Annotated in this window: 15 protein-coding genes; 5 read left to right on the top strand and 10 right to left on the bottom strand. The window is 67.5% G+C overall.

The annotated features are described in order from the left end of the window. Nucleotides 1–48 precede the first annotated feature (48 nt). Both K0817_RS04605 and K0817_RS04600 read left to right on the top strand, forming a co-directional pair. Complete coding sequence (locus tag K0817_RS04605) at nt 49–756, top strand: DUF4386 domain-containing protein (protein WP_219980880.1); 708 nt, start codon at nt 49–51, stop codon at nt 754–756. 12 nt (nt 757–768) lie between these two features. Further along, entirely contained in the window at nt 769–1,329 is a 561-nt protein-coding gene (locus K0817_RS04600; protein ID WP_219980187.1) for a pyridoxal 5'-phosphate synthase, read from the top strand. A gap of 58 nt (nt 1,330–1,387) precedes the next feature. Here K0817_RS04600 and K0817_RS04595 read toward each other — a convergent pair whose 3' ends face one another. The 8 genes from K0817_RS04595 to K0817_RS04560 all read right to left on the bottom strand — a co-directional run bounded on the left by K0817_RS04595 (nt 1,388) and on the right by K0817_RS04560 (nt 10,295). Then, nucleotides 1,388–2,353: an arabinan endo-1,5-alpha-L-arabinosidase gene (locus K0817_RS04595; protein ID WP_219980186.1), complete on the bottom strand. Its 966-nt coding sequence runs from the start codon at nt 2,351–2,353 to the stop codon at nt 1,388–1,390. An 11-nt stretch (nt 2,354–2,364) separates the two neighbouring features. After that, nucleotides 2,365–3,876, bottom strand: coding sequence for an alpha-N-arabinofuranosidase (locus tag K0817_RS04590; protein ID WP_219980185.1), 1,512 nt, complete (start codon nt 3,874–3,876; stop codon nt 2,365–2,367). 58 nt (nt 3,877–3,934) lie between these two features. Then, nucleotides 3,935–4,867 (bottom strand): carbohydrate ABC transporter permease, encoded by a 933-nt coding sequence (locus K0817_RS04585; RefSeq protein WP_219980184.1) that lies wholly within the window; start codon nt 4,865–4,867, stop codon nt 3,935–3,937. After that, a complete protein-coding gene (locus K0817_RS04580; protein WP_219980183.1) occupies nt 4,867–5,793 on the bottom strand; it encodes a carbohydrate ABC transporter permease in 927 nt (308 codons plus the stop codon). Before K0817_RS04580 ends, K0817_RS04585 begins: the two co-directional genes overlap by 1 nt. A gap of 70 nt (nt 5,794–5,863) precedes the next feature. After that, nucleotides 5,864–7,198: an ABC transporter substrate-binding protein gene (locus K0817_RS04575; RefSeq protein ID WP_219980182.1), complete on the bottom strand. Its 1,335-nt coding sequence runs from the start codon at nt 7,196–7,198 to the stop codon at nt 5,864–5,866. 161 nt (nt 7,199–7,359) lie between these two features. Further along, nucleotides 7,360–8,379, bottom strand: a complete 1,020-nt coding sequence (locus K0817_RS04570; RefSeq protein WP_219980181.1) for a LacI family DNA-binding transcriptional regulator — start codon at nt 8,377–8,379, stop codon at nt 7,360–7,362. 105 nt (nt 8,380–8,484) lie between these two features. Then, nucleotides 8,485–9,345, bottom strand: a complete 861-nt coding sequence (locus K0817_RS04565; protein WP_219980180.1) for a carbohydrate ABC transporter permease — start codon at nt 9,343–9,345, stop codon at nt 8,485–8,487. Then, the gene (locus K0817_RS04560) at nt 9,342–10,295 is read right to left on the bottom strand and encodes a carbohydrate ABC transporter permease (RefSeq protein WP_253735173.1); all 954 of its coding nucleotides are present in this window, start codon (nt 10,293–10,295) and stop codon (nt 9,342–9,344) included. The genes K0817_RS04565 and K0817_RS04560 overlap by 4 nt, the downstream gene beginning before the upstream one ends. Nucleotides 10,296–10,470: 175 nt before the next feature. On the opposite strand from K0817_RS04560, the gene K0817_RS04555 reads away from it, so the two are divergent. Continuing rightward, nucleotides 10,471–11,733, top strand: coding sequence for an ABC transporter substrate-binding protein (locus K0817_RS04555; RefSeq protein ID WP_219980179.1), 1,263 nt, complete (start codon nt 10,471–10,473; stop codon nt 11,731–11,733). A 71-nt stretch (nt 11,734–11,804) separates the two neighbouring features. Beyond that, on the top strand, nt 11,805–13,052 hold the full coding sequence (locus K0817_RS04550; protein WP_219980178.1) for a family 1 glycosylhydrolase: 1,248 nt from the start codon (nt 11,805–11,807) through the stop codon (nt 13,050–13,052). A gap of 22 nt (nt 13,053–13,074) precedes the next feature. On the opposite strand, the gene K0817_RS04545 is transcribed toward K0817_RS04550, so the two are convergent. Both K0817_RS04545 and K0817_RS04540 read right to left on the bottom strand, forming a co-directional pair. Beyond that, complete coding sequence (locus tag K0817_RS04545; RefSeq protein ID WP_219980177.1) at nt 13,075–14,079, bottom strand: LacI family DNA-binding transcriptional regulator; 1,005 nt, start codon at nt 14,077–14,079, stop codon at nt 13,075–13,077. Between the two features lie 64 nt (nt 14,080–14,143). After that, nucleotides 14,144–17,899, bottom strand: a complete 3,756-nt coding sequence (locus K0817_RS04540; protein WP_219980176.1) for a bifunctional proline dehydrogenase/L-glutamate gamma-semialdehyde dehydrogenase — start codon at nt 17,897–17,899, stop codon at nt 14,144–14,146. Nucleotides 17,900–17,969: 70 nt separating this feature from the next. On the opposite strand from K0817_RS04540, the gene K0817_RS04535 reads away from it, so the two are divergent. Further along, nucleotides 17,970–18,626: a hypothetical protein gene (locus K0817_RS04535; RefSeq protein WP_253735172.1), complete on the top strand. Its 657-nt coding sequence runs from the start codon at nt 17,970–17,972 to the stop codon at nt 18,624–18,626.

Raw genomic sequence — 18,626 nt, 5'->3', positions numbered from 1 at the left:
GGTCCTACGGTCGGATGTCAAGAATATTGGACCTGAATGGAGAAGCCGATGAATGATTCACTCCGCGTGGCCCGCTGGACGGGCGTGGCGTATCTGGCGCTCGCGCTCTGCGGAATGGCCGGATTCCTCATCCTGCGTCCTCAACTGCACGATGCCGACGACGCCGCGGGAACGCTGGCCAATCTTCAGTCGAGCCCGGCGCTGGCTCACCTCGGTGTGGGGCTGGAACTGGCCGTCGTCGCCGCTCAGGCGCTGGCCGCTCTCGGGTTCTATGCGCTGTTTCGCCACGAGCGGCCCGTCGCGGGGTTCGCCGTAGCGATCTTCGGCATGGCCAACGCGAGCGCGATCCTCGCGAGTGCGGCCATGCTGGCGACCGCGGCACAAGTGGCCGGCGATCCATCGCTTGCCGGAGCCGCCGCCGTCGGTGTGGTGGCGCTGCTCTATGCCGTCGCGGACTCGTTCTGGCTCATGGGCGGGCTGTTCTTCGGCCTGTGGCTGATTCCGATGGGCTCCTTCGTTCTGTCGACGGGACGGATGCCTCGTGCCCTCGGGTGGGCGCTCGTCGCGGGCGGGGCAGGCTATGTCATCAGTACGGCGCTGCAGGTCGTCCTCCCCTCGACGCCGGTCTGGCTGATCGACGGGTTGCCGCTCCTGGCCACCGTGGGCGAGTTGTGGATGGTGGCGTATCTGTTGATCCGAGGCATCCGTCCCGCGCGCGCCGCCACCCCGGCCGACCCGGCACCGGCTCGCGCATGAAACGATGGCGGCATGCCCTCCGACACCGCCGCGATGCTCCGCGGCGTCCCCTCCCTGACCGGGAGCCCGCCGCCGCTCGACCTCACCCGGCTGCCGCCCTCGCCCGAAGAACTGTTCCTGCAGTGGCTCTCGGTCGCCCTGGACGATGGCGTCGCCGAGCCGCTCGCGATGACCCTCGCGACAGTGAACGCGAACGGGATGCCGGACGCACGACTGCTCATCCTCAAGGACGTCGGCCCCGCGGGCTGGGCCTTCGCCTCGGAGCGCTCGAGCGAGAAGGGCCGGCAGCTGGCGGCCGTCCCGGCAGCGGCCCTGTCGTTCTGGTGGCAGCCGCAGCTGCGTGCCGTCCGCGTGCGGGGTCGGGTCGTCGAGGCGAGCCCGGACGAGAGCGCCGCCGACCTCGCACGTCGCCCCTCCGCCGTGCGGACGAGCCTGGACCCCGGCGACTGGGTGCTGTGGCGCGTCGTGCCCGATCACGTCGAGTTCTGGCAGGGCTCGCCGGATCGCCGCCACGTGCGACTGGCCTATGACCGCGACGACGACGGGTGGACGATCGCGCGACCCCCGCACTGACAGCGAGACCGTGGGGATACGGGATGCTGCGGCCCGCGGCATCCGGTATCCGCTGAAATCACCAGCTCACGGTCGGCCAGCCGTCCGCGTCCCACTCGATCGGCGCGAGGCCCAGCTGGAACCGACCGTCGAGGTCCGCGTCGTAATAGTGGAAGGCGAGCATTCCGTCCGCGACGGATTGCCCGCCGGGGCCGACACGATTTCCATCCGTCTCGAGGAGGACCGTGCCGCCGCCCTCGAGAAGCGGCACACCCTCGCGATCGACGTAGGGCCCGGTGATCTCATGGGCGCGGCCGACAGCGATCTTGTACGTGCTGTCGGATCCCTGGCAGCAACTGTCCATCGAGACGAACAGATACCAGTGCTCGCCATGCGACAGAAGATACGGCGCCTCGACGGCGTTGGGCGGCAGCTGGCGATCGGCCAGCCGCAGCGGCTCCTCGTCACCCGCGCGGAGCCCGCTCGGCCACTCGAGCTGCACCATTCGGATGCCGCTCCAGAACGAGCCGAACGCCATCCACGGCGTGCCGTCTTCATCGACCGCGATGCCCGGGTCGATCGCGTTGAAATCATCGGCCGACGTCGAGGAGAACACCTCGCCCCGGTCGACCCACTCGTAGCCGGGATCGTCCGGGTCCAGCGTCGTGTTCGTCGCCAGGGCGATCGTCGACCGGTTCTCGCCGAAAGTGGATGCGGAGTAGTACAGGTACCACGTGCCGCCGTGCTCGATGAGTTCGGGCGCCCACAGATTGTCCACACCCGGAACCTGCTCGGTCAGCCAGCCCGGCTTGTCGTCCCACACCTCACCGCGGTAGCGCCACGTGATGCCGTCGGAGGACGACCGGATCTGCACATTGCCGTCGGCGACGAGTCCATTCCCGGTCGAGTAGACGAACCATTCGTCGCCTTGCTTCGCGAGCGCCGGATCGTGGGTGTCGAGGTCGCCTGCGAGGTCGCTCGCGCCGGCGGCGCAGCCGGTTGCGGCGACGGCCACCGCCCCTGCCAGGGCGAGGGCGGTGGCCATGCGACGTAGGGTCACGACAACGCGATCGCTGTCCAGGAGACCGGCGGCAGGGTGATGGTCAAAGTGCCGTCCGCGACCCCTGCGGAGTCGTTGGGGCGCGGTGCCACGCGCTCGCGGTCCTCGAGCGTGTTCTTGGCATACACGTCATCGTCGGCCAGCGTGTGCGTCTCGGTGATGGCGACGTCGCCGAGGCTCGAGACGTCGGCGGTCACCGTGAGCGCCTCCGTCTGGCTGCGGTTGACGAGGAAGATCGCGGTCGCACCGGCTTGGGCATCGTGGGTGGCTACCGCGTCGACCAGCGGCACGTCGCCGTACGCCTCGGTGGAGTAGGTCGGCGCCTCCAGCTTGAGCTGCAGCGCCTCACCCCGGGCAAGACGCGACGTGATCGAGAACGGGTAGAACGTCGTCTGCCGCCACGCCGGACCCCCCGGCTCGGTCATGATCGGGGCGATGACGTTCACGAGCTGCGCCAGCGAGGCGCTCGCGACGCGGTCGGCGTGTTTGAGCAGCGAGATCATCAGATTGCCGAAGACGACCGCGTCGGCGACCGAGTACACGTCCTCCAGCAGGCGCGGCGCGATCGGCCAGTTGTCGAGACCCTCGATCTTGTCGACGTTGTGGAAGCGGTCGATGTACCAGACGTTCCACTCGTCGAACGAGATGTCGATCTGCTTGTCGGAGCCCTTGACCGCCTTGACATGATCGGCCGTGGCGACGACGGTCTCGATGAATCCGTCCATGTCGACGGCCGATGCCAGGAAGCTGCCGAGATCGCCGTTGCGCTCCTCGTAGTACGCGTGGCACGAGATCATGTCGACATCGTCGTAGGCGTGCGTCAGCACCACCCGCTCCCACTCGCCGAACGTCGGCATGTGGGCGCTGGACGAGCCGCACGCCACCAGCTGGATGGAGGGGTCGAGCTGGCGCATCGCCTTCGCGGTCTGCGAGGCGATCTTGCCGTAGTCGTCCGCCGAACGGTGCCCGAGCTGCCACGGCCCGTCCATCTCGTTGCCGAGGCACCATACCTTGACGCCGAACGGGTCGGTGCGCCCGTTCGCCTTGCGCTGCTCGCTGAGAGCGGTGCCATCCGGGATGTTCGAGTACTCGAGGAGGTCGAGCGCCTCGAGCGTTCCGCGCGTCCCGAGGTTGACCGCGAGCATCAGCTCACTGCCCACCTTGTCGAGCCACTCCTGGAACTCGTGCAGGCCGACCTCGTTCGTCTCCGTGGAGTGCCACGCCAGGTCGAGGCGGCGCGGCCGCTGCTCGCGCGGGCCGACGCTGTCTTCCCACCGGAAGCCCGACACGAAGTTGCCGCCCGGATAGCGGATCGTCGAGACGCCCAGCTCCTTGACGAGATCGACGACGTCGCGCCGGAATCCATCGGCGTCGGCGCTCTCATGGCCGGGCTCGTAGATTCCGTCGTACACGTGACGGCCGAGGTGCTCCACGAAACCGCCGAACAGGGCGCGGCGGACGGCACCGATCGAGAAATGGGGGTCGACGGTGATGCGTGCGGAAGACATGGTTCTGCTTTCTTTCAAGACGAGTGCGAAACAGGGGAGGGATGCCGCGGTCAGAGGTCTACTTGACGCTCCCGATCGCGAGCCCGCCTTGCCAGTAGCGCTGCAGGAGCAGGAACGACAGCAGCAGTGGCACCACCGAGATGAACGCACCTGTCGTGATGAGGTTCCACACCTGCTCCCCTCCCGCGCCGGCGTTCGACAGCGTCAGCCAGCGATTCAGCCCGACGGTGACCGGGAGCAGTTCGGGCCCGGTCAGCACCGCGAGGGGCAGGAAGAAGTTGTTCCATGTGCCGACGATCGACAGCAGGAGCACGGTGACGATGGCGGGTCGCAGCAACGGCACGACGATGGTCGTGAACGTCCGCCACTCGCCTGCGCCGTCGATGCGCGCCGCCTCCAGCAGTTCATCGGGGACGGCATCCTGTGTGTACACCCGCATGAGGTAGACGCCGAACGGGTTCAGCAGCGAAGGCAGGATCACCGCCCATGGCGTATTTATCAGCCCGTACTGACTCAGCAGCATGAAGGTCGGAATGACGAGGGCCGTGAGGGGCACCATCACGGAGCCGAGGATCATGCCGAACATGACACCACGGCCGCGGAAGCCGTACTTGGCGAACCCGTAGCCCGCGAGCACCGCGATGACGGTCGCGCCGATTCCGCCGGCGAAAGCATAGAGGAACGAGTTGCCCAGCCACCGCCAGTAGATGCCGCCCTGGTGCTCGAACAGTCCTGCGACGTTCGTGAAGAATGCGGCCGGGTCGTCGAACCAGAACGCCGGGCTTGCGAACAGGCTGCCCGTGCTCTTGGTCGCGGCGACGAAGAGCCACCAGATCGGTATGACGAAGTAGATCGACAGGATGATCAGAAGGACATGCGACCCGATACGTCGCCCGCCCTTGGCGCCACGCGCGCGGCCTGCGGCGGCGCGCGGCGACCCGGACGTACTGAGCGTGCGCGTGTCGAGGGAATCGGGATTCAGGACGGCCATCACTTCAATCCGCTCTGCTTGCGCGTGAGGAACAGGAATCCGAACGAACCGATGAACACCAGCACTCCGAGCGAGAACGCGATCGTGGCGGCGTAGTTGAACTGGCTGTAACTGAACGCGAGCGCGAACGCGTACATGTTCGGCGTGTAATCGGCGGGAAGGGCTCCCGAGGCGACGCTGCGGAGGATGGTCGGCTCGGTGAAGAACTGGAGCGTGCCGATGATGGCGAACGTGATGACCATGATCATCGACGACGAGATCATCGGAACCTTGATGCGCGTCGCGATCTGCCAGCCGTTGGCGCCGTCGATGCGCGCCGCCTCGTACAGCGACGGATCGATCGACCGGAGGGCCGCATAGATGACGATCATGTAATAGCCCGACCACTGCCAGGCGACCACGTTGACCAGGCTGTAGAAGATCGAGTCCGCCGCCAGGAAGTTCGGCGCGGTCATCCCGAAGAGCTCGAAGATCGTGCCGGCCGGACCGAAGCGGGGGCTGTACAGGAAGCTCCACATCAAGGCGCCGATGACCACGGGGATCGCGTAGGGAGCGAAGATCAGCAGACGCGAGAGCTTCGAGAGCCAGGTAGCGAGCGTGTCGAGGACCAGGGCCGCGACGAGCGCGACGATCAACTGCACGGGGATCATGACGACCGCGTAGAGCAGGACGCGGCCCAGGCCGCCCAGGAACAGCGGGTCGGTGAACGCCTTGGCGTAGTTCTCGGCGCCGACGAACCGCGTGCCCGTGGCCAGCGTCGAGCTGAACAGGCTCATCCCGAACGCGTAGATGAGCGGGAACACGAGGAAGGCTGCGAAGACGACGAGGAACGGCGTGACGAAGAGCCAGCCGATGTTCTGGCGCCGACGGATGGCACCGCGTCGGCGCGATGACGCCGGAGGGGCGTCGACGGTGAGCGTGGTCATGAAGGTTCTCCTCGAGTGGGACGAGCGGGACGGGGGTGGGCCGGCCGAGACCGGCCCACCCGTCGTGCCACTACTTCAGCTCGAACCCCTGGTCCTTCGCATATGTCTCGAGCGTCGCCTGCAGGTCGTCCAGCGCCTGGCCGGCATCCTTCGAGTTGTCAACGACGACGGCCGTGACCTCCTCCTGCAGCTGGTCGTACGCGTAGTTCTGGAAGGGGCTGAAGGTGAAGCCCGAGTAGCCGGCGGCGGCCTCGAGGAACACGTCCTTGTTGATCTGCTGACCGCCGAAGAACGGGTACTCCAGGTCGCGGAAGTAGTCCGACTCGAGGATCGGCTTCCACAGCGGGAACAGCGCGGCCTGCTCGATGCCGATCTTCCACGCCTCCTCGGTGCCGAAGATCTCCTTGGCCACGAGCGCCGCGGCCTCCTTGTCCTCTGCCTGCGAGGTCACCGCGAAGGTCGAGCCTCCCCAGTTGATCTGCACCGGGTTGGCCGCGTCCCACTGCGGGACGGGAGCTGCGCGCCACACCGCGGAGTCGTCGGTGCCCTCGAGCCCCTGCAGGTAGCCCGGGCCCCACGCCGCGGCGACGTAGATGGCGTAGGTGCCGTCCACCAGCATCGTGTTGTAGTCGGCGGTGAATGCCTCATCTACCGCGACGAGACCCTGCTCAGCCAGGTCGGCCCAGTAAGCGAGGACATCCTTGGAACCCTGGTCGTTGACCTCGATGCCGATCTCGCCCGGCGTCGCGTTGTCGTACTCGAACGGCGCGGCGCCGGCCTGGGCGAACAGCGCCTGCGTGTAGGCGCGGCCGTTCGGCGGGAAGTCGGCGATGACGCCGGGGGCTCCGGCATCCTTCAGCGTCTTCGCGGCGGCGGCGAACTCATCCCACGTCGTCGGCGGCGTGATGCCGTGCTCGTCGAGGATGTCTTGCCGGTAGAGCATGCCCATCGGGCCACCGTCCACCGGGATCGCATAGACGGCGTCGCCGGACGAGACGTCCTTCCACGCGCCCTCCGTGTAGTCGCCCTTCACGTCGGCGGCGCCGTACTCCGACAGGTCGACCAGTGCGTCACGGATCGAGAAGCTCGAGAGCACCTCCGCCTCGAGCATGATGACGTCGGGCGCTCCGCTGCCGGATTCGATCGCGGTGGAGAACTTGGTGTACTCGTCGTTGCCCTGGCCGGCGTTCGTCCAGCAGACCTGAACGTCGTCGTGGGTCTCATTGAAGAGATCGACGACTTCCTCGAACGCGGGGTACCAGGCCCAGACCGACACCTGCGTCGCGTCGGGGTTGACGATCTCGTTCGTGCAGGATGCCTCTGCAGGGCCGCCTGCGCATCCGGTGAGGGCTGCCGCCGTCGCCGCCGCGACGCCGATCCCGGCCAGAATCCTCTTCGACTTCATGGCTGTGTGCTTTCTCTCGAGGTGCGGACACCGATGTCTTCGAGTGGGCGCGAGCCCTCGGCACTCTCGGCGTCGAGCTCACTTACAACGTTGGAATTCTAACGTTGTAAAGGACTATGCCTGAAGCGTCCGCGGCTTGTCAAGCTCGGTCGCGAGCAGCGTTATCGTTCTGTGAGACGCGCGGATTCGCGCTCCACGATGCGGAAGTCCGCGAGCCGCAGTCGGGGCTCGGCGGCGGCATCCGGGTTCTTGATGCGCTCAAGAAGGGTCTGCACTGCGGTGTGGGCGATCCAGGTTCTGCCCGGGGCCACCGTGGTGAGCGATGGAATCGAGTACTGGGCTTCATCGAGGTCGTCCCACCCGATCACCGCGACGTCATCGGGGATGCTGCGGCCGGCCTCTTGCAGCACCCTCATCGCACCCAGCGCCAGCGTGTCGTTGAGCCCGAACACGGCGTCGAAATCGACACCACGTGCGAGCAGCTCTCGCATGGTGAGGGCTCCGTTCGCACGATGCCACAACGTCGTGTAGCCGATCAGGTCGGGATCCATGGCCACACCCGCCTCTTCAAGCGCTTCCAGATGTCCCCGCAGGCGCAGCCCGGCCGAGCCGATCACCTCGCCATTGTGCGCGCCGATGACGGCGATGCGTTGTCTGCCCGCGCCGAGGAGAGACCGCGTCGCCTCTTTGGCGGCCTCGACATTCCGCATCGTCACGTGGTCGACAGGACCGTCGAAGATCCGCTCACCCAGAAGAACCATCGGGTACGGCACGTCCAGGTACCCGACGTCTTCTTGGCTCATACCCAGCGGGCTGAAGATCAATCCGTCGGTGAGCTTGCGTTGAGCGCTGCGCAGCAGGTCCAACTCGCGGTGGCGGTCCGATCCGGTCTGCTCGACGAGGACGCTGACACCGGCGCGTTCGGCTTCCGCGATCACCTCCGCCGCGAGCTCGGCGAAATACGCGAGCCCCAGGTCGGGCACGGCGAGCCCGATGGTCCCCGTGCGTCCGGATCGGAGGTTGCGCGCAGTGAGATTGGGGGTGTAATCCAACTCCGAGATCGCTGCCTGCACCCGCTCGCGAGTCGTCGGGCGCACGTGCGGATAGTCGTTGATCACGTTGGATACGGTCTTGATCGACACTCCTGCCAACCGAGCCACGTCATGAAGCGTCGCCGCCATACGTCCCCCTCTCGGTCGTCACACTACCGCCGTGCTGCAACGTTGTAACAAATCGGCCCGTCACGCGACCCGCGGGGCGAGGCGACTCCGTCGGCGTAGTGATCATCACTTCAGCCCGGTACTGGCCACGCTCGCCACGAAGCGCCGCTGAAGGAAGACGAAGAGGACCGCCAGGGGGACGAGAGCGATGAAGGATCCGGCCATCATGACGCCGTGCGGAATGATGCCCCCGGGCCCGGTCAGTGCGGTCAGCCCCGAGGTGATGGTGCCCATTCCGGGATCTGTGGTCAGCACCAGCGGCCACAACAGGTCGTTCCAGTTGTTGACGAAGTTGTACACGCCGAGGGTCACCAGCGCAGGAACCGCGTTCGGCAGTACGACGCTCCAGAAGATCCGCAGCTCGGACGCCCCGTCGATGCGCGCGGCGTTGTCCAGATCTCGAGGCAGTGCGAGGAAGAACTGGCGGAGGAAGAAGATCCCGAACGCGTCCGCGGCACGAGGGACGATCAGACCGGCATAGGAATTGATCCAGCCCAAGTCGGCGACGAGCTGATAGACCGGGATCAGCGTGGCCTGGAACGGAATCATCAGACTGCCGATGATCACGATGAGCAGCAGGCGATTCCCCCTGAAGTCGATCCTCGCCAAGACGTAGGCCGCGAGCGCGTCGAAGGTCAGTGAGAGCAGCGTGACTCCGCCGGCGAAGACGAAACTGTTCACGATGAGGCGCGCAAACGGGAGTTCGGTGAAGATGCGCTCGAAGTTCGCCACCGTCCATTGCGCCGGCCAGAGCGTTGGCGGGAACGCGTTCACTTCGGCGGGCGACTTGAAGGCCGTCAACACGATGATGACGATGGGCAGCATGGTGAACAGCGTCGCGGTGAGGACGACGCCGAACAGCACGACCGCGCCGAGCCGGCTGTCACCCTGTCGCCGACGACCGATGATGCGAGATCCCGAGCTCATACCGCCGCCTCCGCCTTGCGGCTGCTGACGCGGAACTGCACGAGGCCGAGAACGAGAGTCGCCAGGAGCAGCACGTATGACAGCGCGGACGCGAACCCGAGTCTCAGGTTCTTGAAACCGGCCTCGTAGATCTCCATGACGATCGTCTGGGTGGTGCGGTAGGGCCCACCCCCGGTGAGGACGTAGATCTGATCGAAGGCCTGCAGCGCTGCGATGGTCGCGATGACGATGACGAATCCTGTCGTGTTGCCGAGCAAGGGCACGGTGATGGCGCGGAACCGTTGCCAGCCCGTGGCGCCGTCGACACGCGCGGCCTCATAAAGCGACGGGGGAATCTCCTGGAGCCCGGCGAGGAAGACGATCATGTAGAACGGGAAGCTCTTCCATGCCGCGATGGCCGCGACAGCAGGCATCGCCAGCACCGGATCCTGGAAGACATCGCCGATCTGAAGCCCCGCGCCGCGCAGCCAGTAGTTCAGGAGCCCCACCTGAGGGTCGAGGAGGAACTGCCACGCGAAGGCAGCCACAGCAAGCGAGACGATGAATGGAAGAAACAGCCAGGTGCGGAAGACTCCTCGCATCGGCAGACGCGGGTGGTTCAGAGCGAGAGCCAGCACGAGTGCGCTCACGACGGCCATCGGAGTGAAGATCCCGGCGTAGAGGATCGTGTTCACCATCGCCTGCACCACACTCGGATCACTGAACACCTCGATGTAGTTGTTCAATCCGACGAACTCGGGCGGACGGAAGCCGTTGGCGTCGGTGAACGAGAGCCCGAACGCGCTCACCATCGGCCAGAAGACGAACGCCCCGAGGATGGTCAGTGCCGGGAGCAGAAGGGCGACGATCATCAGCCGTCGACGAGCACGGCCACCTATCGGGCCATTGCCACCCAGGGCGCGAGGCGTTCGGTGGAACACCGGGCGCTCGGCGGATGCGGTCCTCGTCATCGGCTCTCCTATACAACGTTGTAGTCACACGGTAGGAACAACCCATGAGAAAAGTCAAGATCGGTCTTGACATGGCGATGCGACTGTCCCACCATGATGATGCAACGTTTACCTACATCGTTGTATCAACCGCCTGATCACTTCCGACACAGCAGTCGGGGAAGGACAGTCCACCATGAGAAGGCTCTTCTCAGTCATTGCCGGCGGCGCGGTCGCCGTCGCCCTGGCCGGCTGCACCGCGCAGTCATCCCCCGATACCGGCGCCGCTGGTGAGGTCACCATCGATTTCTGGCACGGCTACACCGAAGCGGACGGCGAAGTGCTCGACTCGCTCGTCGAGGAGTTCAACGCAAGCCAGGACGGCATCCGTATCACTCCCACCACCAAGCCGTGGGCGACGATCCTCGACACGGTGCTTCCAGCGCTCACCTCGGGAACCGGTCCGCAGCTGCTCGCCCTCCCCCCGGAGAACATTCCGGTGTACGCCTCGCAAGGCGCTCTGCGGCCGCTCGACGAGTGGTACGACACACCTGGCAGCGGCGCGGATTCTCTCGGCGAGCAGGCGGTCGCCACCGGCATCGTCGAGGGCGAGCGCTTCGGAGCCCCACTGAGCTTCACTCCCCTCACGATGTTCTACAACCGAACCCTGTTCGAGGCCGCCGGGCTGCAGCCTCCGACGACGTGGGATGAATGGGTCGACGCCGCAAGGACCCTCACCGTCGATGCCGACGGTGACGGCACACCGGAGCAGTACGGGCTCGCACTCGCCGACCACGCGACGGTCGGCAACGGCGTCTGGGTCTCGCTTCTCCAAAGCGGGGGCGGCGACGTGGTGACACCGGAAGGCGACGTTGTCATCGATTCGCCCGAGAACCTCGCGACCCTCGAGTTCTGGGCAGACGCTGTGCGCAATGACAAGATCTCACCCGTCGGCCTCTCGGGGGTCGACTCGGACGGGTTGTTCAGCTCCGGGAAGGCCGCGATGACCCTCGCCGGACCGTGGATGGCGTCCATCTCAGAGTCGTCCGGCATCGACTACGGCATCGCAACACTGCCTGCCGGGCCGGACGGCATCCGGGCATCCGCGCTCGCCGTTGACCTGACCGCGACCTCGCAGGCAACCGACCAGGAGGTTGCCGCCATCGGCGAATTCCTCACGTGGTTCTACGAGAAGCGGAACATGGTCACATGGTCTCTGGCATCGGGCTGGCCGCCGCTCACGACGGACGTCACGGCCGATGAGGTGGCAGAGAACCCCGTGGTCGAGTCCCTCACCGAGCAGTCGCAATACGGCGTCGCGCTCCTCCCCGGCGTCATCCCGCAGACGGACATTCTGGCCGAGCTCGACGCCGTCACTCAGAAGACGCTCGCCGGAGAAGACCCTGCCGCGCTTCTGGACAGCGCCCAGGCCACGATGACGGACATCCTCGCCGACTGACGCTGATCACCTCCCGTCGGTGGCGCGCCCGCGAGCGGGCCACCGACGGCTTCACGTGGAGAGAACAACGCATGACAAACCCCTGGTATCGCGACGGCCGCCTGCGCTTCGCGCTCGGCGTCGAAGACACCTTCATCCCCCAGACCGCCCCCGGCCAGCGTGCGCTGGACGAATACTCGCTCATGCAGCACGACAGCATGTGGCAGCTGGACCTGGACCTGTGCCGGGAAGCCGGCGCGAGCATGATTCGATGGGGGATTCCGTGGTACCGGGTCAACCCGGCACCCGGGCAGTGGGATTGGTCATGGCTGGACCGCGTGATCGACTGGTTCGATGAGAACGAGGTCGCGCTGATCGCCGACCTCGTCCACTACGGCACCCCGCTCTGGCTGGACCGGGAGTTCGCTGCCGGCGACTATCCCCAGCGGGTCGCAGAGTACGCGGCGGCCGTCGCAGATCGCTATCGCGGACGCATCCCGCACTACACGCCTGTCAATGAGCCGCTGCTGAACGTCATCTACAGCGGTGAAGCCGGACACTGGCCGCCGTACCTCACCGGCGACGACGGCTTCGTCACAGTGCTGCGCGGAATATCCCGCGGAATCGTCCAGACCCAGGGCGCAATCTCCGACGTGGACCCATCGGCCGACTTCGTCCATGTCGAGGCCTCGTTCCGGTTTGCCGGCGATCTCTTCGCCCACGCCGAAACGCACGAGCACCTCCGCGAGCGGGCCTTCATCGTTCAGGATCTGGTGACCGGTCGCGTCGATGACCGCCATCCGCTCGTGCCGTACCTCCTCAGGCACGGATTCACAGAATCCGACCTCGAGTGGGCTCGCGACAACCGTGCCGAGCCCGATGTGATCGGCGTGAACTACTACCCGCAGCACTCCACGGAGCTGTTCGAAGCGGGCGTCGTTCTCGGAGGCGGGCCGGGAGATTTGCGCCCCCGCCACAACGCGGGCGTCGAGGGACTCAAGGACGTCTTGACATCCTTCGCCACCCGGTACGGCAAGCCGGTCTTTCTCACCGAGACCGGATACACCGGCACCGTCCAGGAGCGCATCGCATGGCTCTCGGATTCCGTGACCGCGGTCCACGAGCTTCGGGATGAGGGCGTAGACGTGGTGGGCTACACGTGGTGGTGCATCACCGACATGGTCGAGTGGACATATCGCTACGGATCGGGAGCGCCCATGGACTACCGGCTCCGAATGGGACTGTGGTCGCTCGAGGAGGACGGCGACGGAATCCTCCAGCGCGTTCACACCCCGGTCGCCGATGCCTTCCAGTCGCACGCGCGGGCTCGCGTGATCTGACCTCGGCAGCGCCGAGTACGGGTCACGCTGACTCTCGGCGCACGACCTCGAACTCGACGCGCACGTCGCGTGGATCGACGCGGTCGCCGCGGTCGGCGATGCGCTCCACGAGCAGATCGACGGCGGTGCGCGCGATGGCATCACGCCCCGGGTCGATCGTGGTGAGGCTCGGCATGGAGTACTGGCCCTCGTCGATATTGTCGAAGCCGATGACGGCGACGTCGTCCGGCAGATGAACCCCCTCCTGCTGAAGCACCCGCATCACACCGAGGGCGAGCGCGTCGTTCATCGCGAAGACACCGTCGAACGGTACGCGCGCCTCGAGCAGCCGGCGGATGGCGTGAGCGCCGTCCGCCTGGTGCCACAGACGCGCCTCGAGCACCAGACGCTCATCCACCGCCAATCCGGCCGCTGTGAGCGCGGACCGATAGCCCTCGAAGCGCAGCGTCGCCGTCCCCGGAACCTCTCCCGGGTGAGCTCCAACGACGGCGATCCGGCGGCGGCCGGCATCGAGCAGCACCTGCGTCGCGGCCTGCGCCGCCTCGCTGTTGCGCATGCCGACATGGTCGATCGAACCCTCGAAGATGCGCTCGCCGAGGACGACGAGCGGATACCTCACCACCGGCACTTCGCGCGTTCCCTGAGCGATGCCGAGCGGGGCGAAAAGTACGCCATCGGCCAGCTTGATACGCGGGCTCGACAGCACGGACAGTTCGCGGTCGGCGTCCCCGCCAGTCTGCTCGACTTGAACGACGAGACCCCGTTCGTCGGCTCTGGCAATCACCGCGTCGGCAAGCTGAGCGAAGTAGCTCAGGCTCAGCTCGGGGACGACGAGCCCGATCACACCGCTGCGACCCGATCGAAGAGTACGAGCAGAGAGGTTCGGTTGATAGTCCAGCTCCGCGATGGCCCGGCGGACGCGTTCTCGGGTCTCGTCGCTGGCGCCCGGATGGTCGTTGACGACGTTCGAGACCGTCTTGATAGAGACTTTGGCCAGTCGCGCCACGTCGTGCAACGTCGCCGGCATCGCAACTCCCCTGTCCACAGCTGACACCGTGAGGTGACGAGCCGAGCCTACAACGTTGTGCCCGTCAGATCACGGCCCCCGACCACGGGTCCGGGTTGCCGAAGCGGTGGGCGGTGATCGTCACCGACTGCTCGCGCAGGAACGGCAGCAGCTCCAAGCGTCCCGCGGTGGTCACCTCGTTGTCGTAGACGGCCAGGTCGGGGTCACCATCGACGGCGCGCGCGAGCAGCCCGTGCAGCTCGGCGACCGACTCGGCTGATCCGATCAGCCGCACGCGCGTCGGTCGCGCGGGGACATCATCCGCTGCGGCGGCGAGGACGCCGGCATCCGTCGCGGTGATCCGCTCGAGCCACTGCAGGTCGGTCTCGACATACACGTCGACCCTGAGATCGCTCAGCACACGGCGCACTGCCGCCGGCAGTCCGACCGGCGCGCTCAGTGTCAGCGCCGAACCGGCACGCACGCCGGCGACGACTGTCCGCAGCACCGCGTGCCAGGTCGCGTCGCCGGAGGCCCGCAGCCCCACCGAGGGAACCGGTCGGTAGCGGAAGAGGTTGCGCTCGATGCCGAGCCCTGACACATCCTTGACCTGACCGAACTCGCGATCCCATGCGATCGCGTCCGACAGGGCGCCGCGACGCAGCCACTCGAACGCCTCGTAGTCCAGCGACGGCTGCGCGGCCTCGATGATCGCGGCGATCCGCGAATCCAGACCCCGCAGGTGGAGCGTCGCCGAGGCCGGCGCGCCGGAGGTGGCCCGCCAGCGACCGAGGCCGACGAGGTAGTTCGGTCCGCCGGCCTTCGTGCCCGGGCCCACCGAGGATCGCTTCCAGCCCCCGAACGGCTGCCGCTGCACGACGGCGCCCGTGATGCCCCGGTTGACGTAGAGGTTGCCGGCCTCGACGCGGTCGAGCCACAGCGAGAGATCCTCCGGGTTCTGGGTGTACAGGCCCGCCGTCAGTCCGTAGGCCACGGCGTTCTGCAGCTCGATCGCGTGAGAGAGGGACGAAGCGTGCATGACGCCCAGCACCGGTCCGAAGAACTCCTCGTAGTGGAAACGCGAGCCGGGCTGGACGCCGGTGCGGATACCCGGAGACCACATTCGTCCGGCAAGTTCCGGGTCGGCGTCCAGTCGACGCGGTTCGACCAGCCACCGCTCCCCCTCGTCGAGGGTCGTCAGCGCCCACTCCAGCTTCCCGCGCGGGGGCTCGATCACGGGTCCGATCTCGGCGAGCGGGTCGGACGGCGGGCCGATCCGCAGCGACGTGGCCGCGTCGATGAGCTGACGCGCGAACCTGCGCGAGTGCCCCACCGGCCCGACGAGGATCGCCAGCGAGGCCGCGGAGCACTTCTGCCCGGCGTGGCCGAATGCGCTCTTGATCACGTCGGCCGCGGCGAGGTCGAGATCGGCCGACGGCATGACGATCATCGCGTTCTTGCCGCTGGTCTCGGCCAGCAGGGGCAGGTCGGGGCGCCATGACCGGAACAGGGCCGCAGTCTCCCACGAGCCGGTGAGGATGACGCGGTCCACCGCCGGGTGCGAGATGAGCGTCTGCCCGAGACCGTTCTCGTCGATGTCGACGAGCGCGAGCACGTCACGCGGCACTCCCGCCTGCCACAGCGCCTCGGCGACCACGGCTGCGCAGCGCCGGGCCTGCGGGGCGGGCTTGAAGACGACGCCCGACCCGGCGGCGAGCGCGGCGAGCACCCCGCCGGCGGGGATGGCGATGGGAAAGTTCCACGGCGGCGCGACCACCGTGAGCCGCGCCGGCTCGAACACCGCACCGCTCACGCGGTCGAGTTCGCGGGCGGTCGCGGCGTAGTAGTTCGCGAAGTCCACGGCCTCGCTCACCTCGACGTCGGCTTCGGCGAACACCTTGCCGGTCTCGGAGGCGGCGACCTCGATCAGCTCTCCGCGTCGGGACTCGAGGGCGTGCGCGGCTTCGGCCAGCACCGCGGCGCGATCGGCCGCGGGCTCCGCGCCCCATGCCGCCGCGGCATCCTTCACCCGCTCCACGATCTGCAGCAACTCGCCCTCGCCGGTCACGCGTGCGGTCGCGATGGTCGCGTCGCCCGCGCCCGACACGTCGATGCGAGACAGGATGTCGCGCGCCCAGGCCCGATTGGCGGGAAGGGCCGGGTCGGTGTCGGCGGTGTTGCGGAAGCCGGGCGCGCCCGCGCTGCGGGACGCCGTCTGGCGCGGCGAGAACACAGCGGTCTCGACGTACGCCTCGCCGCCGAAGACCTGCTCCTGCGCATATGGCGCGATCGGTGCGGTGTCGGCGCCGGATTCGGCGGCGGCCGCCGAGCGGGCGATCCCCATCACCGCCTGCGTCAGTCCGGCGTCCTCTCCTGGGGCGGCTGCGCCACGCAGAAGTCGCGCGCGGGCGCGGGGCGAATCCCCGGGTTCCACGGTGCGGTCCTGCGCGCGGCGGGGGCCGATCGGCAGCGCCGTGTCTGCAGCGCGTGCCAGCGACGCGAGGAAGCGGTCGCGCTCGCGTTCGAACATCGCGGGGTCGTCGGCGAGGTCGAAGGCCGCCGAGAGGAAGTTCTCGCTCGAGGCGTTCTCTTCCAGGCGCCGCACGAGGTAGCTGATGGCGACGTCGAACTCGTCGGGTCGTACGACGGGGACGTACAGCAGCACGTGCCCGACCTCGCGCGACACCGCGGCGACCTGGCCCTGCGCCATCCCTAGCAGCATCTCGAACTCGACATCCGGCCGCACGCCGGTGCGCTCGGCGAGCAGCCACGCGTACGCGATGTCGAACAGGTTGTGACCGGCCACGCCGATGCGCACCGCCGCGGTGTTCTCGGGCCGAAGCGCCCACTCGAGGCACCGCACGTAGTTGGCGTCGGAGTCCACCTTGGCGTCGTAGGTCGCGAGCGACCAGCCGTGCATGACGGCATCCACCCGCTCCATCGCGAGGTTCGCGCCCTTCACCAGCCGCACCTTGATGCGCGCCCCGCCTGCCTCGACGCGCATCCGCGCCCACGCCGTGAGTTCTTGCAGCGCGGGCAGCGCGTCGGGCAGGTAGGCCTGCAGCACAATGCCCGCTTCGAGCCCGCGCAGCCGCGGATCTTCGAGGATCTTGGTGAAGACGGCGATCGTGAGGTCGAGGTCGCGGTACTCCTCCATGTCGAGGTTGATGAAGGTGTCATCGCTCGCCGCCGAGAGGTACAGCGGCAGCAGCCGCTCGACAACCCTGTCGACCACCTCGTCGAAGGCCCACATCGAGATGTGGCTCGCGATCGCCGAGACCTTGACCGAGACGTAGTCGACATCCGGGCGCCGGATGAGTTCGTGGATGCCGTCGAGCCGGCGCAGCGCCTCCTGCTCGCCGAGCACGGCCTCACCGAGCAGGTTGAGGTTGAGCCGCGCGCCGCTCTCGCGGATGGCGGCGATGGCCGGTCCGAGCTTCTCGGGGCGAGCGTCGACCACGAGGTGCCCGACCATCTCGCGCAGCACGCGCCGTGCGATGGGCACGACGGGTGTCGGCAGCATCCGGGCGACCGTTCCGCCCACGCGCACGGCACCCCGCAGGTACCACGGCAGGAACTCCGGCACGAGGGGAGCGATGCGGTTCAACTGGGATGCCGCGGCCGACAGGCTCTCGGGACGCATCACCCCGTCGACGAACCCGATCGTGAACGGCAGGCCATTCGGGTCTTTCAGCACGCCGGCCAGTCGCTCGGCGGCGGGGTCCACGTCGACCTCGGCGCTCTCGGTGATCCACCGCTGCGCCAGAGCCACGGCACGGTCGGCGAGATCGTCGTCGGGGGCCGGACGGTCGGTGTCCCCCTGGTCAGGGTCGGTCACCATGCCATCAGCCTAAGGTCTCGGGACGGTACGAATTCCGGATGCCGGGGGCAACTCGCCGTAGGCTGTGCTCGTGTCCGAGTCCCCCGACGCCGCGCCCGTGCCCCGGCGCCGCTTCGAGTGGGTCCGCGCGGCGACCGACCGGGTGCCGACACGCTGGTTCGCGGGCATCGCGACGGCCGCGTTCCTCGCCGCGACGGCGGCTTTCGGCGGCCTCGCGACCGCGGCTCCGCCCGAGCTCGAACGGCTCGAGCCGGGCGAGGCTCATGTGACCGATCAGCGGTCGTTCACGGTCCAGCGCGCGGTGCTCATCGATGAACTCTCCGATGCGGGCGTCGATGTGGAAGAAGGGGAGCGTGTGCTGGCCCTGATCGCCGATGTCGAGAACACCTGGACGCAGCCGGTGAGCGCCACCGGCATCTACGGGGTCGCCCACTCGTTCTCGATCCCCGGCATCGAGCGAGGAAGCCGCGACGCGTCGGCGCGCCTCGACGACGGCACGTGGACTCCGTTCCTCCAGCCGGGCGTACCGGCAACCGTCGTCTTCGCATGGCCTGTCGATGCCGACCGCTTTTCCGAGACCGACAGCATTGAAGTCACTCTTTACGACACCACCCTCATCACCGGCTCCGTCGTCCTGGATGAACAGTGGTGGGACAACCACGTCGCACACTCAGTAGTGCGCGTTGAGGTCGAGGATCTGGGAGCAGGAGCCGATGCGGAGGGGTGA

The sequence above is a fragment of the Microbacterium sp. HD4P20 genome, assembly GCF_019449275.2.
Classification (GTDB): domain Bacteria; phylum Actinomycetota; class Actinomycetes; order Actinomycetales; family Microbacteriaceae; genus Microbacterium.
This window is presented reverse-complemented; position numbering and strand designations above follow the sequence as displayed.